At 34.7% G+C, this 14,753-nt stretch carries 13 protein-coding genes and 3 pseudogenes; 6 read left to right on the top strand and 10 right to left on the bottom strand.

Annotated features, from left to right (window positions below; all coding sequences use genetic code 11):
- Positions 1-4: 4 nt before the first annotated feature.
- The 10 genes and pseudogenes from A9G40_RS05850 to A9G40_RS05815 form a co-directional block, all read right to left on the bottom strand.
- Entirely contained in the window at positions 5-277 is a 273-nt protein-coding gene (locus tag A9G40_RS05850) for an immunity protein TriTu family protein (protein WP_065567519.1), read from the bottom strand.
- Positions 267-644: pseudogene (locus A9G40_RS15820) on the bottom strand (TreTu family toxin). Before A9G40_RS15820 ends, A9G40_RS05850 begins: the two are co-directional and overlap by 11 nt.
- A gap of 161 nt (positions 645-805) precedes the next feature.
- Positions 806-1,099 carry a hypothetical protein gene (locus A9G40_RS05840; protein WP_065582283.1) on the bottom strand — a complete coding sequence of 98 codons (294 nt, stop codon included), beginning with the start codon at positions 1,097-1,099 and terminating at the stop codon, positions 806-808.
- Between the two features lie 189 nt (positions 1,100-1,288).
- Complete coding sequence (locus A9G40_RS14265) at positions 1,289-1,741, bottom strand: hypothetical protein (protein WP_081302168.1); 453 nt, start codon at positions 1,739-1,741, stop codon at positions 1,289-1,291.
- A 125-nt stretch (positions 1,742-1,866) separates the two neighbouring features.
- Entirely contained in the window at positions 1,867-2,070 is a 204-nt protein-coding gene (locus tag A9G40_RS15815; RefSeq protein ID WP_176700441.1) for a hypothetical protein, read from the bottom strand.
- 53 nt (positions 2,071-2,123) lie between these two features.
- Entirely contained in the window at positions 2,124-2,396 is a 273-nt protein-coding gene (locus tag A9G40_RS05830) for an RHS domain-containing protein (protein WP_065582282.1), read from the bottom strand.
- 105 nt (positions 2,397-2,501) lie between these two features.
- Positions 2,502-2,891: an Imm50 family immunity protein gene (locus tag A9G40_RS05825; protein WP_065567493.1), complete on the bottom strand. Its 390-nt coding sequence runs from the start codon at positions 2,889-2,891 to the stop codon at positions 2,502-2,504.
- 9 nt (positions 2,892-2,900) lie between these two features.
- Positions 2,901-3,553: pseudogene (locus A9G40_RS15810) on the bottom strand (RHS repeat-associated core domain-containing protein); the annotation flags it as partial.
- A gap of 386 nt (positions 3,554-3,939) precedes the next feature.
- Positions 3,940-4,152: a hypothetical protein gene (locus tag A9G40_RS05820; RefSeq protein ID WP_065566433.1), complete on the bottom strand. Its 213-nt coding sequence runs from the start codon at positions 4,150-4,152 to the stop codon at positions 3,940-3,942.
- Between the two features lie 291 nt (positions 4,153-4,443).
- Positions 4,444-4,767, bottom strand: a complete 324-nt coding sequence (locus A9G40_RS05815; RefSeq protein WP_218057951.1) for a hypothetical protein — start codon at positions 4,765-4,767, stop codon at positions 4,444-4,446.
- Between the two features lie 1,597 nt (positions 4,768-6,364).
- Between A9G40_RS05815 and rnr the strand changes: the two genes are divergently transcribed.
- The 6 genes and pseudogenes from rnr to A9G40_RS05785 all read left to right on the top strand — a co-directional run bounded on the left by rnr (position 6,365) and on the right by A9G40_RS05785 (position 14,749).
- Positions 6,365-8,767, top strand: a complete 2,403-nt coding sequence (gene rnr / locus A9G40_RS05810; RefSeq protein WP_065582281.1) for a ribonuclease R — start codon at positions 6,365-6,367, stop codon at positions 8,765-8,767.
- 7 nt (positions 8,768-8,774) lie between these two features.
- The gene (rlmB, locus tag A9G40_RS05805) at positions 8,775-9,536 is read left to right on the top strand and encodes a 23S rRNA (guanosine(2251)-2'-O)-methyltransferase RlmB (RefSeq protein WP_065582280.1); all 762 of its coding nucleotides are present in this window, start codon (positions 8,775-8,777) and stop codon (positions 9,534-9,536) included.
- 360 nt (positions 9,537-9,896) lie between these two features.
- Positions 9,897-10,982: a peptide chain release factor 1 gene (gene prfA, locus A9G40_RS05800; RefSeq protein WP_065580428.1), complete on the top strand. Its 1,086-nt coding sequence runs from the start codon at positions 9,897-9,899 to the stop codon at positions 10,980-10,982.
- A complete protein-coding gene (gene prmC / locus A9G40_RS05795) occupies positions 10,979-11,815 on the top strand; it encodes a peptide chain release factor N(5)-glutamine methyltransferase (RefSeq protein ID WP_065582279.1) in 837 nt (278 codons plus the stop codon). The genes prfA and prmC overlap by 4 nt, the downstream gene beginning before the upstream one ends.
- 16 nt (positions 11,816-11,831) lie before the next feature.
- A complete protein-coding gene (kdsA, locus tag A9G40_RS05790; RefSeq protein ID WP_065582287.1) occupies positions 11,832-12,686 on the top strand; it encodes a 3-deoxy-8-phosphooctulonate synthase in 855 nt (284 codons plus the stop codon).
- A gap of 648 nt (positions 12,687-13,334) precedes the next feature.
- A pseudogene (locus A9G40_RS05785) lies at positions 13,335-14,749 on the top strand (OprD family outer membrane porin).
- Positions 14,750-14,753: the final 4 nt, after the last annotated feature.

The following is a 14,753-nucleotide window of genomic DNA, read 5'->3' as shown; positions in this document are numbered from 1 at the left end:
TATTTTAATCTTTTATAGTTAAATAATCTGAAAAAATTCTAAATATAGATAGTAATTCATTAAATGAAGTAAATTCTTCCCTTTTATTAATTTTATATTGATCAGTATTTAAATCTATTATTTCGGACATGCAACTTAGATTATCCCAAATAGTAAATCGGGCAATATAAATATCATTTTCAAAATCAATAACGATACTTTCTGATAAATCATTTTTATGATAAACATAAGAATAGTTAGTATGTTGGGATATCCAAAATTTAAATTTATTTAACATATTGATTGTATTTTCCTTTAATTTTTTCTACTTTAACACGAATGTTATTTGCTTTAGGCACCTCAGACACAGGAACTCCCTTACGTTGTGCTAAGCGACTTTCTAAAGAATTTGGTCCTACTATTTTTGCTTATTCTTGATTTGTGGGAATTATAAATTTTTTAGGAATATTAAATTCAACATATAAAGTTCCATTTTTTGCTTGTTTATCAAAAGCCTTAACATCTGCTAGGTAAGTCATGTGAGTAGTTGTCCCTGTTATGTTTTGTATTGTTTTATCGCTATCTATTATTTCTTGATATTCTGCTGCTGCCATCCAGTTGCCAACTGTAACTAATGATAGTTGCCACGGAACAATCCAAATCAACCCATTAGGCGCATACTGATACAGATTAAATTCTTGCGAATAATTTAATACTTAGAGTAAAATTTGAATTCCTAAGATTAAAAAAATGTTCGAGCGTTATAAGTATTAGAGATTTTTCAAATAGATAACCTTTACATTGAGGATTTATTACAATTTAGAGGCTATTTATTCATAGTTCTTTTTATTAATAGCTGAATCCATGGATTTCCATTTTCTAATAATTGCTTATCTACTGAAAAATCGGCACTCGATTCAATAAGATGTGATAGTGACCAAGCTAATCCATAACTTTCATCATTACCAAAAAGGGTAATTAGTTTAGTTGCTTCTTCATTTGATAAAGGTGGTTGAATGTTATGTAAAATATTCTGATATTTTTGAATAAAGCCAATATTAGAACTCTCCTCTGAAGGCAAAGCCCCCATTTTAATAAGTTCATTAACAGATTGCCTCATAGAATCTCCAAATCATTTTTTCATTAATTCTGGATAGTTTGGTATAGCTAGTAATTGCACGCCAAACCATTTCCCCTTGTTCATTAGTGAGCTCAATTGGCAGAATATTGGTTAAAGTCGCTTAAATATAATCTGAATTTAAAAACAAAAAAATCCGAAAAAATATAGAAGATCTTTCCAGCTTTTTTATTAAAGTAATGCATATATTTTCTTTAACTGTTCACAATATTTTTTACTATAAGGTATTTTGATTTTTTTTAGATAATTAATCAGGTTACCTGCATCGCTAGTAATTAAATAATATTCTAATAAATGAATAATAAGAAAATCTTCATAGGGATCATCCACTGAAATAGTGACATCCTTCTCATCATTTCCTTCTTGTTCATCTGGTTCATCCTGAAGGACGACTAACTTAATTGCTATATACTTCAAAAAAGAAGTAAGACTATTCGACAATATGTTTTCTAAATCAGATAAAGTAGCGCCAGATAAATGGATTTTATTTGCATCATATTCGAACAATACCGATGGCAATTCTTCTCCGTTTGTCGTAATTTTATATTTTTGTTCCAATTTATTTAATGCTGTTTTATATAATGAGCTATTTATAAAATATTGAATTTCATTAATATTTACCATTGATTAGCATCCTTTATTATATTTATAACATCATAATCAGTATGCCTATACGGATCAACTGCTTCATGCTCCCACGGAGTTAATTTTGCAAGATTGTCATGATTATGAACATTGTCACCACCAACCTATTGTAAAATACCTTTATGGTGTAATTCTATCTGTACATCTTTTGGTTTCCTTTTTGCTGGATTTTCTATTATTACTTCAACTTGTAATTTGGGTGCTTTACCCTCCTTTATTAATTTAATATTATTTTTCGAATACATACTAGGATTATTTTTAGCTTTATTTTTCCAAAATTTCTTTCTTGGTGTACGCCAACAACTCAATTCTCACGGAGCATAGTATCAGAACGTATTGTAATGTAAGCTGGTTTTTCTGTCTAAATATTGCCTTGATATCTGAGATTCTGCTCTATGGGCTCGGGTTTGATTGCCTGAATGTACTTTCCCCATAACTGAAAGCTATATTCCCAGAGTAATTCGCCGTTTGTATCGGTTAGCTCTTCCTGATAGGCATTTAGGTCGGTGTGGTAATAGCGGATATGCTGTTCTTGGTTGCCGTTTGTGCCTATCCATGCCAGTGGTTCGTAGCTGTTTTGGTCGGTATAGATATACAGGCTACAGTGCTGATTCGGGATGGTTTCCTGAATCATTGTTAAGTTGTTCCACAGGAAGTGGGTACGCTTGTAGGGGGGCCTGCGGGTCTAGCAGATGTTTTCGATGCACCGACTTAATGAAAATTTATTTCATCTATATTTTTAATCCCATCTTTCATCTATATAGGGAGTTATACTTTCTATAATTAAAAACTTTGATTTACAGTAAAGCTGTAATTTATCATGTTTAACGGTTATTTCAGAATAATCCGTAAAAGAAGTGATCGTTGGTGAACAGAAAAAACCAACTCTTGAACCAGACATATTTAACTGAACTATCTCATTAAAAGTAATAATTAAACTTAATGCATTAAATCCAACTTTATCCCATTTTTTAGGGTAAATTTTGGGAATTTCCTTGCAAGTTAAATGGCATTTCACCTCTGAATAGCTTTCAAATGAAACACTATTCAATTCAATAGATTGAAAGTTAAATTCATTATTAAACATAAATTGAATTTTTTCTCTGCCTAACGCGTTTTTAAACCACATATCAATTCCTTAAGAGAAATTATAATGACCATGAGTTCCAGAAACATGATCAGTATTCAGGTTATTTGAAAGTCTAACATTAAAGTGTGGCTCAGCACCATGATCTGATTCTGCTTTAGTGTGCTAAAGACTATAATATTGAATAAAAATGGATTTTTTGTTTTTATCAATAAATTCATATTGTCGAGTCTTTATTGGTTGACCGTTTCTAGCGATCATAGTATTGCCATTACATCTCGTAAAGATAGTCGTGTAATGGCTCTAGGCTATTGATTCATCGGTATACCTGCATTGTGCTTAACCTGTCTAAATGGATCTCTTCGACTTTTACTATCATACGATGTTTTCTTATTTTTTACCCCACATGCTTTTAAACCAAATGGGTCAATCAAGTCAACCCATTAGGCGCATACTGATACAAATCAAGACACCCAGCAATCCTATCGGGTCAGGCTGAGTAAATCTACCTATATCCGGGTCATAATACCTGAAAGTATTTTCATGCAGTCCAGTTTTTCGCCTAAATATTGTTCCTGATATCAGAGGTTTTGTTCTATTGATTGGTGCTCAATTTCCTGATCCCGTTTTCCCCATAACTGAAAGCTACATTCCCACAGTATGTTACCGTTTTCGTCGGTCAACTCTTCCGGATAGCCATTCAGATATGAGGGGGGGGGTTAAGACGCTATAGGCATCGTAGTTAAAGCCGAGTTTGCGTCAGGTAGCATCAATGCGGGTGTGCACCAGTCCGCAAGGGTCGTGCTGGTAGTGGATGCAGTGGCCGCGGGGGGCGGTATAGGCCAGTAGCTGTTTAGCAGTATTAAATAATATATAACAAAATTTTTTATGTGATTATTGTACTAAGTATGGGATATTTACAATGTTTCACTCATTAGTGTACCATCAACATAGACGAGTGAGTTTTTAGTGGATCATATTCACCATCCTGCTAATTCTCCATCTTCATCTAATATTACTATTCCTGTCTGTTTTCTTAACCATGTAAATAAGGCCTTTAAATCTTTCTCAATACTTAGGGGATGAGCACTTATTTCAATAAAAATACGTTTATCTTCAAAAAAAAGCGAACATCAAATGGCCAATTTCCTTTATTAGAAATAGATTCTGTCCCTGATAAAAGATATGCGGAATCATTTTTTTTAATATAAGTATTTAATGTTTTAATTTTATTTGCAATTTTATCTTTATGGTCTATATACCATTTTTCATCATTAAAAAATAATTGAAATTCTGCTGACATTATATTTTTTATATCTCCATGATTTCTGCCAGATAGACATAGCCGTAACGCTGGTTGCGATCTGTTTGTTCGTGCGTACGTACGTACTTAGCTCAGGCAGTGTTCGGCGTTGTTGTGCTGGATATGGCAGGTGGTTTTGATTACTTTAGTTTCGCTAACTAGAAATTATTTTTTATCCTTTTGTTGTGTCTCTTTTAAATAGAATTCTAAATATTTTTTAGGTCGTCCTTTGAATGCTCGGGTTTTGCCACATTCATAGGCTGCATTAAAATATTTATAAGCTTCATCATATTAGCCTAATTCATAATAAACCATGCCAAGATCAATATATGGGCCTATATCAATATCAGAACTTGTAGCTGCCAGCTTAGAATGCGCCCAAATTTTGGCATTTTCATAGTCTTTTAAATTAAAATAAGTTGTATAAAAAGAGCCTGATAACCATAAACTGATCAATTCCCATTCTAATTTGGGTTCTGGTAGAAGCGCCCATGCTTTCTGATAATTTTGTAAAGCTGAAGAATAGTTTTTATTGACATTAAAAACGTTGCCGTCTTCTACAATAGATATGATATTTTGCTCTAAATCAGGATCTACATTCGAAAGTTCTTTCATACTTATCTCACTTTATTAAAATTATTAAAAATAGGCTGATTTTTCAGCTTGTCCAACAAAATATTCAGTTTTTATGTGGTTGCCCTAATTTTTGTGTGACCAATTATGTGTAACGTATTCTAAGTTATAATTATTAGGCGCTCTTATAAAACCGCTAGTTGATTCCCGCCAAAATATTAGACAGTACTCGCTTCTATAAATATGTTATTAACGTAATACTGCTTTTTATATTGTTCAGGCGATATCTAACCATGAGTTAAATGTCAGCAAACTTGATTATAATCAGTTTCAGTATATTCAAATAGCTTTTTATTGGCTGCTTCCTGTGTTTTGTCATCATGAATAATACGGTTTTTCACATATGAAAAACTTTCGGTAATGGCATTATCCTAACAATTGCCTGCTCAGCTCATACTTTGGTTAAGTCCATGTTGTAACACTCACTGCTTAAAATTAGCACTGCAATATTTGGTATTCTTGGTCACTAGGTAGTAATACCCCTTTAGGAAATCGACAACAAAATAAAGCATTTTTGAGCGAGTTACAAATTAAATACTTATTAATATACTTTATGTATTAGTCAGCACATCATAATAATAGGTTTGTAGCAAAAGGATTAATGTGATTATTTTTTATTATGCCATAAAATAAAAACTTTAATAAAATCAATAATTTTTCTGGCTGATTTTTATCATGCTCAACTAACCTTTCTGTATGATACATCCTAGCCCTTGCCCCCTGATATCATGTACTAAGCTTGGTGCATCTAAACGGGCTTCATGTTGCCAATAAAGTGCTTTGATATTCTCAAATAGCTCATTTAATTTGGTTCATGCTTTAGCCAAACAGAATAACCTGATACGCTAACTTTTAACTGACGGCAGATTAGCGGTAATGGGTATGGTAACAGATGTTGCTTCATATATTGGTACTTCTATTGGTACCTCGCCGACTTGTGCACTAAATTTTTTGATACATAATGTGTTCTCCTATAATTGTTAGTTATATCATAAAGGTGACATTTGTCCGTTTTTTGGGCGAGGATCACATGATAGAAAACAATCATTAATGTTGGACAAATTGTTGAGAACTGTTCATTGATAATGACAATGCACTCGATTATTATCGTTGTGAAAGCCGTGATGGTTCAACATATCGAAAAGATAGAGCTGGTAATATTATAACATAAGGTCGATATACATGAGTATTTTAGTCTGTATGAGTTATTATTTTTTATCTATTATTGGATTTTTTATTCGGTATTATTTTTCGGGATATATTGCAACGGTCTATGCTAATGATAAAACGTTAAATCGTAAACGACATTGGGCTCTTTTAATTCTTATTTTGTATATTTATTTCATCGATTTTCTCGTTCGGCCGAAACGCTATAAAAAAAGAAAAAAATGGAACTAATATTATAATTATTTTACAAAATAACAAACAATTATATTAAATCGATTCGCAATTAAAAATATTCCGTTAAAGTTTAGTCTTTTTAATTAAAGATATTATTGTTTATAAATTGAATGTTTATTTTAAGTTATATCTCTCTATGTTATGCTAGCATTAATATTTGAGCACAGGATATTCCTTTATGATAAAAGATCCCTTTTATGCCCGCGAAGCCGAAAAGTACGATTCCCCCATTGCCAGCCGTGAACTTATTTTAGATTACCTTAAACAAGAAGCGAAACCCGCAAGTCTAGAAAAAATTGCCCAAGCGGTAGCAATTAAAAACGAAGAACAAAAAATAGCGTTACATCGTCGCTTACGGGCAATGGAGCGTGATGGTCAAGTGGTATTTACTCGACGTAAATGTTATGCGCTGCCTGAAAAATTAGATATGGTCAAAGGTAGCGTGATTGCACACCGTGATGGTTTTGGTTTTTTACGAGTAGAAGGCAACCCTGAAGACTATTTTTTATCACCAGAACAGATGAAAAAAGTGTTACAAGGCGATGTGATTTTAGCACAGCCAATGGGAACACAATATCGTGGTAAAATGGAAGCTCGTGTAGTGCGGATTTTAGAGCCACGCAATAATCAAATTGTCGGGCGATATTTTATCGAACAAGGCGTAGGCTTTGTTGTTCCTGATGACAGCCGTTTAAACTTCGATATTTTAATTGCAGGTAAACCCAATCGTACTGTTCGAATGGGAACCGTAGTCGTCGTTGAGTTACAAAAGCGTCCAGAACGCCATCAAAAAGCTGTTGGTATCATAAAAGAAGTGCTTGGTGAAATAATGGGTACCAATTTAGCTATTGATATTGCCTTGCGTAATCACGAAATTCCTTACGAACTACCTAAAACAGTCGAAAAAGAGGTAAGTAAATTTACTGAACACGTACCAGAAAGCGCTAAAAAAGGGCGAAAGGATTTGCGCCAATTGCCTTTAGTTACTATTGATGGCGAAGATGCACGTGATTTTGATGATGCCGTTTATTGTCAAAAAAATCGTGGTGGCGGCTATCGTTTATGGGTTGCCATTGCCGATGTCAGTTATTATGTCAGATTAGGCAAAGCGTTGGATAAAGAGGCCTGCTTGCGTGGTACATCGGTTTATTTTCCATCACGAGTTGTACCTATGTTGCCAGAACAGCTATCAAATGGGCTGTGTTCGTTAAATCCACAAGTTGATCGTTTATGTTTAGTTTGCGAAATGACCGTATCAAATAAAGGGCGTTTAACAGGGTATGAGTTTTACGAAGCCGTGATGAATTCACATGCTCGATTAACTTATACTAAAGTGTCTAAAATTTTAGACGGCGATGAGCAATTGCGTGAGCATTACCACGAATTGGTACCGCATCTTGAGAACCTTTATGGCTTATATCAGGTGCTTGATAAAGCTCGTATCACTCGCGGTGCGATAGGTTTTGAGTCTGAAGAGCCGAAATTTGTTTTTAACGCCGATAAGCGCATCGAAAGTATCGAAATTGCTCAGCGAAATGTAGCACATAAAATCATTGAAGAGTGTATGATTTTAGCTAATGTTTCGGCAGCAAAAATGGTGATTAATGCTCAAGTACCTTCATTATTTCGAGTGCATGACAGACCAGATGAAGACAGAATAAATAACTTGCGTAGCATTCTAAGTGAGCTTGGATTATCACTTGGTGGCGGGGTTAGCCCAAAACCTAAAGATATTGCCGAATTAATGGCGATAGTTGAAACTCGCCCAGATCATGATATGTTGCAAACGGTAATTTTACGCTCTATGAAGCAAGCTATTTATGACCCAGAAAACCGTGGTCATTTCGGTTTAGCACTTGAAGAATATGCACATTTTACCTCGCCAATTCGTCGTTATCCTGATTTATTATTACACCGAACGATTAAATGGATTTTAGCTGACAAACAGCATAAAACCAGTAAAACTGGCGGGTATTGTTATACCACAAATGAAATGCTCTATTTCGGTGAACATTGTTCAATGACTGAACGTCGTGCTGACGAAGCGGTGCGTGATGTGGTCGATTGGCTTAAATGTGATTATATGCAAGATCATGTTGGCGAAGTATTTAATGGTACCATTTCAAGTGTCGTTAATTTTGGTTTCTTTGTTCGATTAGATGAATTGTTCATTGACGGCTTAGTGCATGTTTCGTCGTTAGAAAACGACTATTATCTTTTTGATGCTGCGCATAATCGCTTAATTGGCGAAAATACCCGTTTTGCTTATCGCTTAGGCGATAAAGTGCAAGTTAAAGTCGATAATGTTAATCCTGAAGAGCGTAAAATTGATTTTTCTCTAGTTGGCAGTAATAATAAGCCAAAACGCCAAGGCAAGACTGCCAAGGATAAATCAAAACAAGTAAAAACAGATCAAAAAGTTGATTTGCCTGTTAAACGAAAAAGCAAAAAATCAACCAATAAAAATAGCGCAAAACCGCTCACTAAAAAAGTTAAAGATAAAAGCAAAAGTAAAAGCAAAAAACGAAGTAAACCAAAATCAAGTAATAAAACAAAATCAGTTAATAAAATAAAAGAGTAGAACATAAATGAGTGAAACAGTTTATGGCTTGCACGCAATTGAAGCATTATTAGCTCGCTCGCCAGAAAGAATTATTGAAGTATTTATTATTAAAGGCCGAGAAGAAAAACGTCTTATCGCTATTGTACGTCAATTAGAGCAACTAGGTTTGCCTGTTAAAGTTGCTCAACGTCAATGGTTAGATGAAAAAGCGAAAAATGGAGTACATCAAGGTATTTTGGCTATGGTTAAGCCTAATCGAGGTTATCAAGAAAATGATATTCCTCTACTTATGGAGCAGCAACCAAATCCTGTTATTTTAATTTTAGATGGCGTAACCGATCCACATAATTTAGGTGCTTGCATCCGAACGGCTGATGCGGCGGGTGTGGATTTTATTATTGTTCCCAAAGATCGCTCAGCACCACTCAACTCAACAGCCCAAAAAGTGGCGTGTGGCGCGGCAGAAAGTGTGCCGGTGGTTAGAGTGACCAATTTGGCACGCACCATGCGAATGTTGCAAGACGAGTATCAAGTTTGGATCGTTGGGACTGCTGGTGAAGCTAATAAAACACTTTACCAAACAAATTTTTATAAAACAGCAAAAACAATTTCACTTGCGTTGGTTATGGGGGCTGAAGGTGAAGGTATGCGCCGTTTAACTAAAGAACACTGTGACGAATTAGTTAGCATTCCAATGGCGGGGATTGTCTCATCACTCAATGTCTCTGTTGCAACGGGGGTTTGTTTATTTGAAATTGTTCGCCAAAAAATAGATACCAAAATGTAAACTGAATAACCTTAACTATAGTAGTTCAAATTTGATCAGACAAGCGCTAATGATTCATTGGGTTCGATTTTTAGCAAAGTGAGGGTTGACGTGTAAAATAAATACTATAGTTAATGGCATTGATAAAAACTAACAGTTAGTGCAATGTAAATTATTTCAATTAAGACATTAAGTAATGCTACATACCTAAAACCTCTTTTTAAAATACATATAATAATCCAGCTTATTTAATTGCTTTATTATCTCTTGTTAAAATGATAATAAGAGATAAGTTTGAAACAAGCCGAAAACTGTATTTTAAAGGCAATTAAGTATATAATGTTGCACAAACTTAACTAATCTCTATCAAAATATATTTTTATGAAACCTTCAATTATCAATAAGTTAGAAACACTACAAGAGCGTTATGAAGAGGTTCAAGCATTATTATCTGATCCTTCAGTTATTGCAGATCAAAATCGCTTTCGTACGCTATCTAAAGAATATTCACAATTAACTGCGGTGGTTAAGTGTTTTTCTGATTGGCAGCAAACCCAAGAAGATATCGAAACGGCTAAAATGATGCTATCAGATCCTGAAATGAGCGAAATGGCACAAGAGGAATTAAATGAAGCATTAAGCCAAGTTGAAGAGCAAGAAAAGCAATTACAAGTATTATTATTACCTAAAGATCCTAATGACGATTATAACTGTTTTGTTGAAGTTAGAGCGGGAACAGGTGGCGATGAAGCCGCTATCTTTGCCGGTGACTTAGCCCGAATGTATACACGATATGCCGAATCACGCAATTGGCGCGTTGAAATTATGAGTGCGAGTGATGGTGAGCACGGTGGTTATAAAGAAGTCATTATGTTAGTCAGTGGTGACGGGGTTTATGGCAATTTGAAATTTGAATCAGGTGGTCACCGAGTTCAGCGCGTGCCAGAAACTGAATCACAAGGGCGCATTCATACTTCTGCTTGTACTGTTGCTGTTTTACCTGAAGTTCCCGAGGCTGAAATGCCAGAAATCAACCCTGCCGATTTAAAAATTGATACCTATCGTTCATCTGGGGCTGGTGGTCAACATGTTAACACGACGGATTCAGCGATTCGTATTACGCACCTTCCGACGGGTATTGTTGTTGAATGTCAAGATGAGCGCTCACAGCATAAAAATAAAGCTAAAGCAATGTCTGTATTAGCTGCACGAATTCAAGATGCCGAACTGCGCAAACGCCAACAAGAAGAAGCCTCAACAAGGCGTAATCTATTAGGCTCAGGTGATCGTTCTGATAGAATTAGAACATACAATTATCCTCAAGGACGTGTTACTGATCATCGTATTAACCTAACGCTTTACCGATTAGATGAAGTCATGGAAGGAAAATTAGAGATGCTAATCGATCCAATTGTGCAGGAATATCAAGCAGATCAACTAGCCGCTTTATCGGAACAAGATGAATGACTTATTTACAATGGCTTAAAAGTGCATCTCAAACTTTAACTGATAGTGAAAGCCCAAAGCGTGATGCTGAAATTTTGCTGAGTTTTGTTACGCACAAAACACGCACATTTTTAATGGCATTTAGTGAAACATTGCTTACTGATGATGAGCTGATTGCTTTATCTGAATGTTTAAAGCGCAGGCAAAATGGTGAGCCTATCGCTTATATTACTGGCGAAAAAGAATTTTGGTCTTTAAAGTTTAATGTCTCTAACGCTACATTAATCCCAAGACCGGATACTGAAAAATTAGTTGAATTAGGTTTAGAGTATCTACCTAAAGTGCCATGCGAAGTGTTGGATCTCGGTACGGGTACTGGTGCAATAGTTATCGCCATGGCAACGGAGCGTCAAGACTGTTTATTTACCGCAATTGAAAAAAATAAAGATGCGTTGATTTTAGCGCAACAAAATGCAACCCAAATAGGGGTCAACAATGTTTATTTTTTACAAGGTGACTGGTATAAGCCAATAAAAAATCGAAAATTTTCAATGATTATCAGTAACCCGCCTTATATTGAACCAACAGATATTCATCTAGCACAAGGCGATGTTCGTTACGAACCAAGAAGTGCATTAGTTTCAGAAGATGACGGTTTAGCCGATATTAAACTCATTGTCTATGGCGCAACTAAACATCTAAATCAATATGGCTGGTTACTGATAGAACATGGTTGGAAACAGGGTGAGGCAGTACAAACTATTTTTAAACAACACGGATTTCAATTAGTCGAAACCTTTGCTGACTATAGCGGTAATGATAGAGTTACTCTTGGTCGCTGGTTTAAACCCTAACTAGGAATATTTTATGATACAACAAAAAAAAGTAAATATTGGTGATATTACTGTCGCCAATGACCTACCATTTGTATTATTTGGTGGTATGAATGTGCTCGAATCTCGTGATTTAGCAATGAAAATCTGTGAACATTATGTTTCTATCACCAATAAACTAAATATCCCTTATATTTTTAAAGCTTCATTTGATAAAGCTAATCGCTCTTCTGTTCATTCATATCGTGGACCAGGTTTAGAAGAAGGGCTTAAAATTTTCCAAGAACTTAAACAACAATTTGGCGTTAAAATTATTACTGATGTACATACCGAAGCACAATGCCAACCGGTCGCTGATGTGGTTGATGTTATTCAATTACCCGCTTTTTTAGCAAGACAAACCGATCTTGTTGTTGCAATGGCTAAAACTGGTGCGGTAATTAATGTTAAAAAACCACAATTTGTCAGCCCAGGTCAAATGGGTAATATTGTTGAAAAGTTTGAAGAAGCTGGTAATAACCAAATAATTCTTTGTGATCGTGGTAGTTGTTTTGGCTATGACAACTTAGTGGTTGATATGCTTGGTTTTAATATTATGAAAAAAGCAAGCAAAGGCTCTCCTGTTATTTTTGATGTTACTCATGCTCTACAATGCCGTGATCCAATGGGCGCAGCATCAGGTGGGCGTCGAGGTCAAGTAACCGAGCTTGCGCGTTCAGGTATGGCAGTTGGCATTGCTGGGCTATTTTTAGAATCACACCCAGATCCAAGCCATGCAAAATGCGATGGTCCATCTGCGTTACCATTAGCAAAACTTGAGCCTTTCTTAAAGCAAATGAAAGCCATTGATGAGTTAGTAAAAAGTTTTGAAGAAATTGATACTGAAAATTAAGTTAAGATGACTTTTCAATAACTTATAATCAATAGCATTGATTGTGAATTAAATTTTATTTTTTTATATAGTAAAAAGAGAAATTTCAGTAGTTTCTCTTTTTTTATTTCATCCTTTTTCTTCTCTACGTCTACGCCATTTATCATTTTTACCACCATTTTTTATAATCTAAAATTTATATCATTACTTGTCATTTTGTAAATACCCCAAACTTAGTACACAACTCACGTAGAAAATTAAGCTACCCGTTTTAACGTTTTATATTCGAGCAGTGTCATGTTATTTAATGCCTGATGTGGTCTTTCGGTGTTATAAATGGTTAGTCATTCTTCGGTTACCTTTCTTGCTTGTTCTAGATTATTAAATAGATATAAATCGAGTACCTCAGTACGATAGTTACAATTTGTTAAAACGATGTGCTTTGTTTTTATTTTTTATAATAAAAAAAGTTGTGATTTTTCTCTAAAAATTTACATTAAAAATGTATTTTTTGGTGATTTTGATCACGATTTTAGATTGTTTAATTTGCTAGATAAAATATGTTTATGCATTATAAAAACGCGTATTCACAAACAATTTATTAATTGAGTGAGTTAGATCTTGATGAATTTAATTGTTAATTAAACAGAATAATTATAGGAATAACATATGAGTATCTATAATGCACAAATAATATCATGTCGATTTAATTTTTTAACTAAACTGATTTTATCCTTATCTGTTTTAACAAGTACAATTCCCGTTTATGCATCTAATGTTAATCAATTTATTGATGATTCATCATTAACGGGTAATGTCTTTTTTTGGAATCGAGATCGAGAACGTAAAGATATTGATGAGCATAAGTATGAGAAAAATTTAAGACACACCTCATTTAACGCTAATTTAGATTTTAGATCAGGTTATATCGCAGATAAGTTTGCTATTGAACTTGGCGGTTATGGCGCATGGGAAGTGAGTAATGGTGGAAATGGGCATCCCAATGAAATAGGATTTAGTGGGGCTAATACTCGTTGGGACGAGAATTGGAAAAAAGATGTTAGTGGGCTGAGCTTTTATAAAGCACAGGCAAATTTTAAAATCGATGAGTTATTCTGGATAAAAACGGGCTACATTCAACCTTCTGGGCAAACTTTGCTTGCTCCTCATTGGAGCTTATTACCAGGTACTTATCGTGGGTTTGAACTTGGCTCAACAATTGATTTTGATACTTCTGGCGTGTTATCCATGTCGTATATGTGGGCTGATAAATATAAAGCACCATGGTATAAAAAGCTTTATGAGTTTCGTCAGTGGGGAGCAGGTAAAAAAATTGACTTTTTGCATTCTGCGGGTTTGAAGTATGATTTTAAAAATGATTTAGTATTAGAAAGCGCATTTGGGCAGGCACAAAATTATATGAACCAATTTTTTGGCAAAGCTTCTTATAAAACAAATCTACTGGATAATCCTCTCACTCTTAGCTATCAATTTTATGGTGCCAAAGATCAATCACATAAAGGCAAAGATGTTTACGATGGTTTAGCGTGGTTACAAGCAGCCACATTGGGTTATCAAGTAGGGCCAGTTAATTTTCGACTTGAAGGTGTAACAGTTAAAGCTGAAGGCGAGCAAGGCTTTTTTTACAACGTATGACACCTGATTATGCCTCATCAAATGGTCGTTTAGATATATGGTGGAATTCTCGTTCAGATTTTAATGCTAATGGCGAAAAGGCCGTATTTGCCGAAGTCACTTATGATTTAAGTGATGTATCTAATTATTTCGCAGGTTGGAAAACGGGTGCTTCTTATGCTTATGGTTGGGATGCAAAGCCAAATTCTACAGCAAAAAATCAAAAACAACGCTTAATTGAATCTGCTTATAATTTTGATTTAAGTTATAGCATACAAAATGGTTTAGCAAAAGATACTTCATTCCAACTACATTATACCAAATATAATAATCACTCAAATAGCATACCAAGCTGGGGAGGAGGATACGGCAATATCTTCCAAGATGAGCGTGATATCAAGTTTATTGTGACTATTCCATTCACTGTATTTAATGCTAAACAAAAATAGGTAA

Origin of the sequence: Gilliamella sp. Nev3-1, from assembly GCF_001690435.1 — a bacterium.
GTDB classification, from domain to species: Bacteria; Pseudomonadota; Gammaproteobacteria; order Enterobacterales; family Orbaceae; genus Gilliamella; species Gilliamella apicola_C.
The sequence above is the reverse complement of the archived record's forward strand: the minus strand, read 5'-3'. Positions and strand labels throughout refer to the sequence as shown.

Excerpts from the sequence above, each read along its gene's own strand:
- A9G40_RS05820 (WP_065566433.1), bottom strand. The coding sequence starts at position 4,152 with ATGTCAGCAGAATTTCAATTATTTTTTAATGATGAAAAATGGTATATA.
- prmC (WP_065582279.1), top strand. The coding sequence starts at position 10,979 with ATGACTTATTTACAATGGCTTAAAAGTGCATCTCAAACTTTAACTGAT.
- rlmB (WP_065582280.1), top strand. The coding sequence starts at position 8,775 with ATGAGTGAAACAGTTTATGGCTTGCACGCAATTGAAGCATTATTAGCT.
- A9G40_RS14265 (WP_081302168.1), bottom strand. The coding sequence starts at position 1,741 with ATGGTAAATATTAATGAAATTCAATATTTTATAAATAGCTCATTATAT.
- rnr (WP_065582281.1), top strand. The coding sequence starts at position 6,365 with ATGATAAAAGATCCCTTTTATGCCCGCGAAGCCGAAAAGTACGATTCC.
- A9G40_RS05815 (WP_218057951.1), bottom strand. The coding sequence starts at position 4,767 with ATGAAAGAACTTTCGAATGTAGATCCTGATTTAGAGCAAAATATCATA.
- A9G40_RS05830 (WP_065582282.1), bottom strand. The coding sequence starts at position 2,396 with ATGATTCAGGAAACCATCCCGAATCAGCACTGTAGCCTGTATATCTAT.
- A9G40_RS05840 (WP_065582283.1), bottom strand. The coding sequence starts at position 1,099 with ATGAGGCAATCTGTTAATGAACTTATTAAAATGGGGGCTTTGCCTTCA.
- A9G40_RS05850 (WP_065567519.1), bottom strand. The coding sequence starts at position 277 with ATGTTAAATAAATTTAAATTTTGGATATCCCAACATACTAACTATTCT.
- A9G40_RS05825 (WP_065567493.1), bottom strand. The coding sequence starts at position 2,891 with ATGTGGTTTAAAAACGCGTTAGGCAGAGAAAAAATTCAATTTATGTTT.
- prfA (WP_065580428.1), top strand. The coding sequence starts at position 9,897 with ATGAAACCTTCAATTATCAATAAGTTAGAAACACTACAAGAGCGTTAT.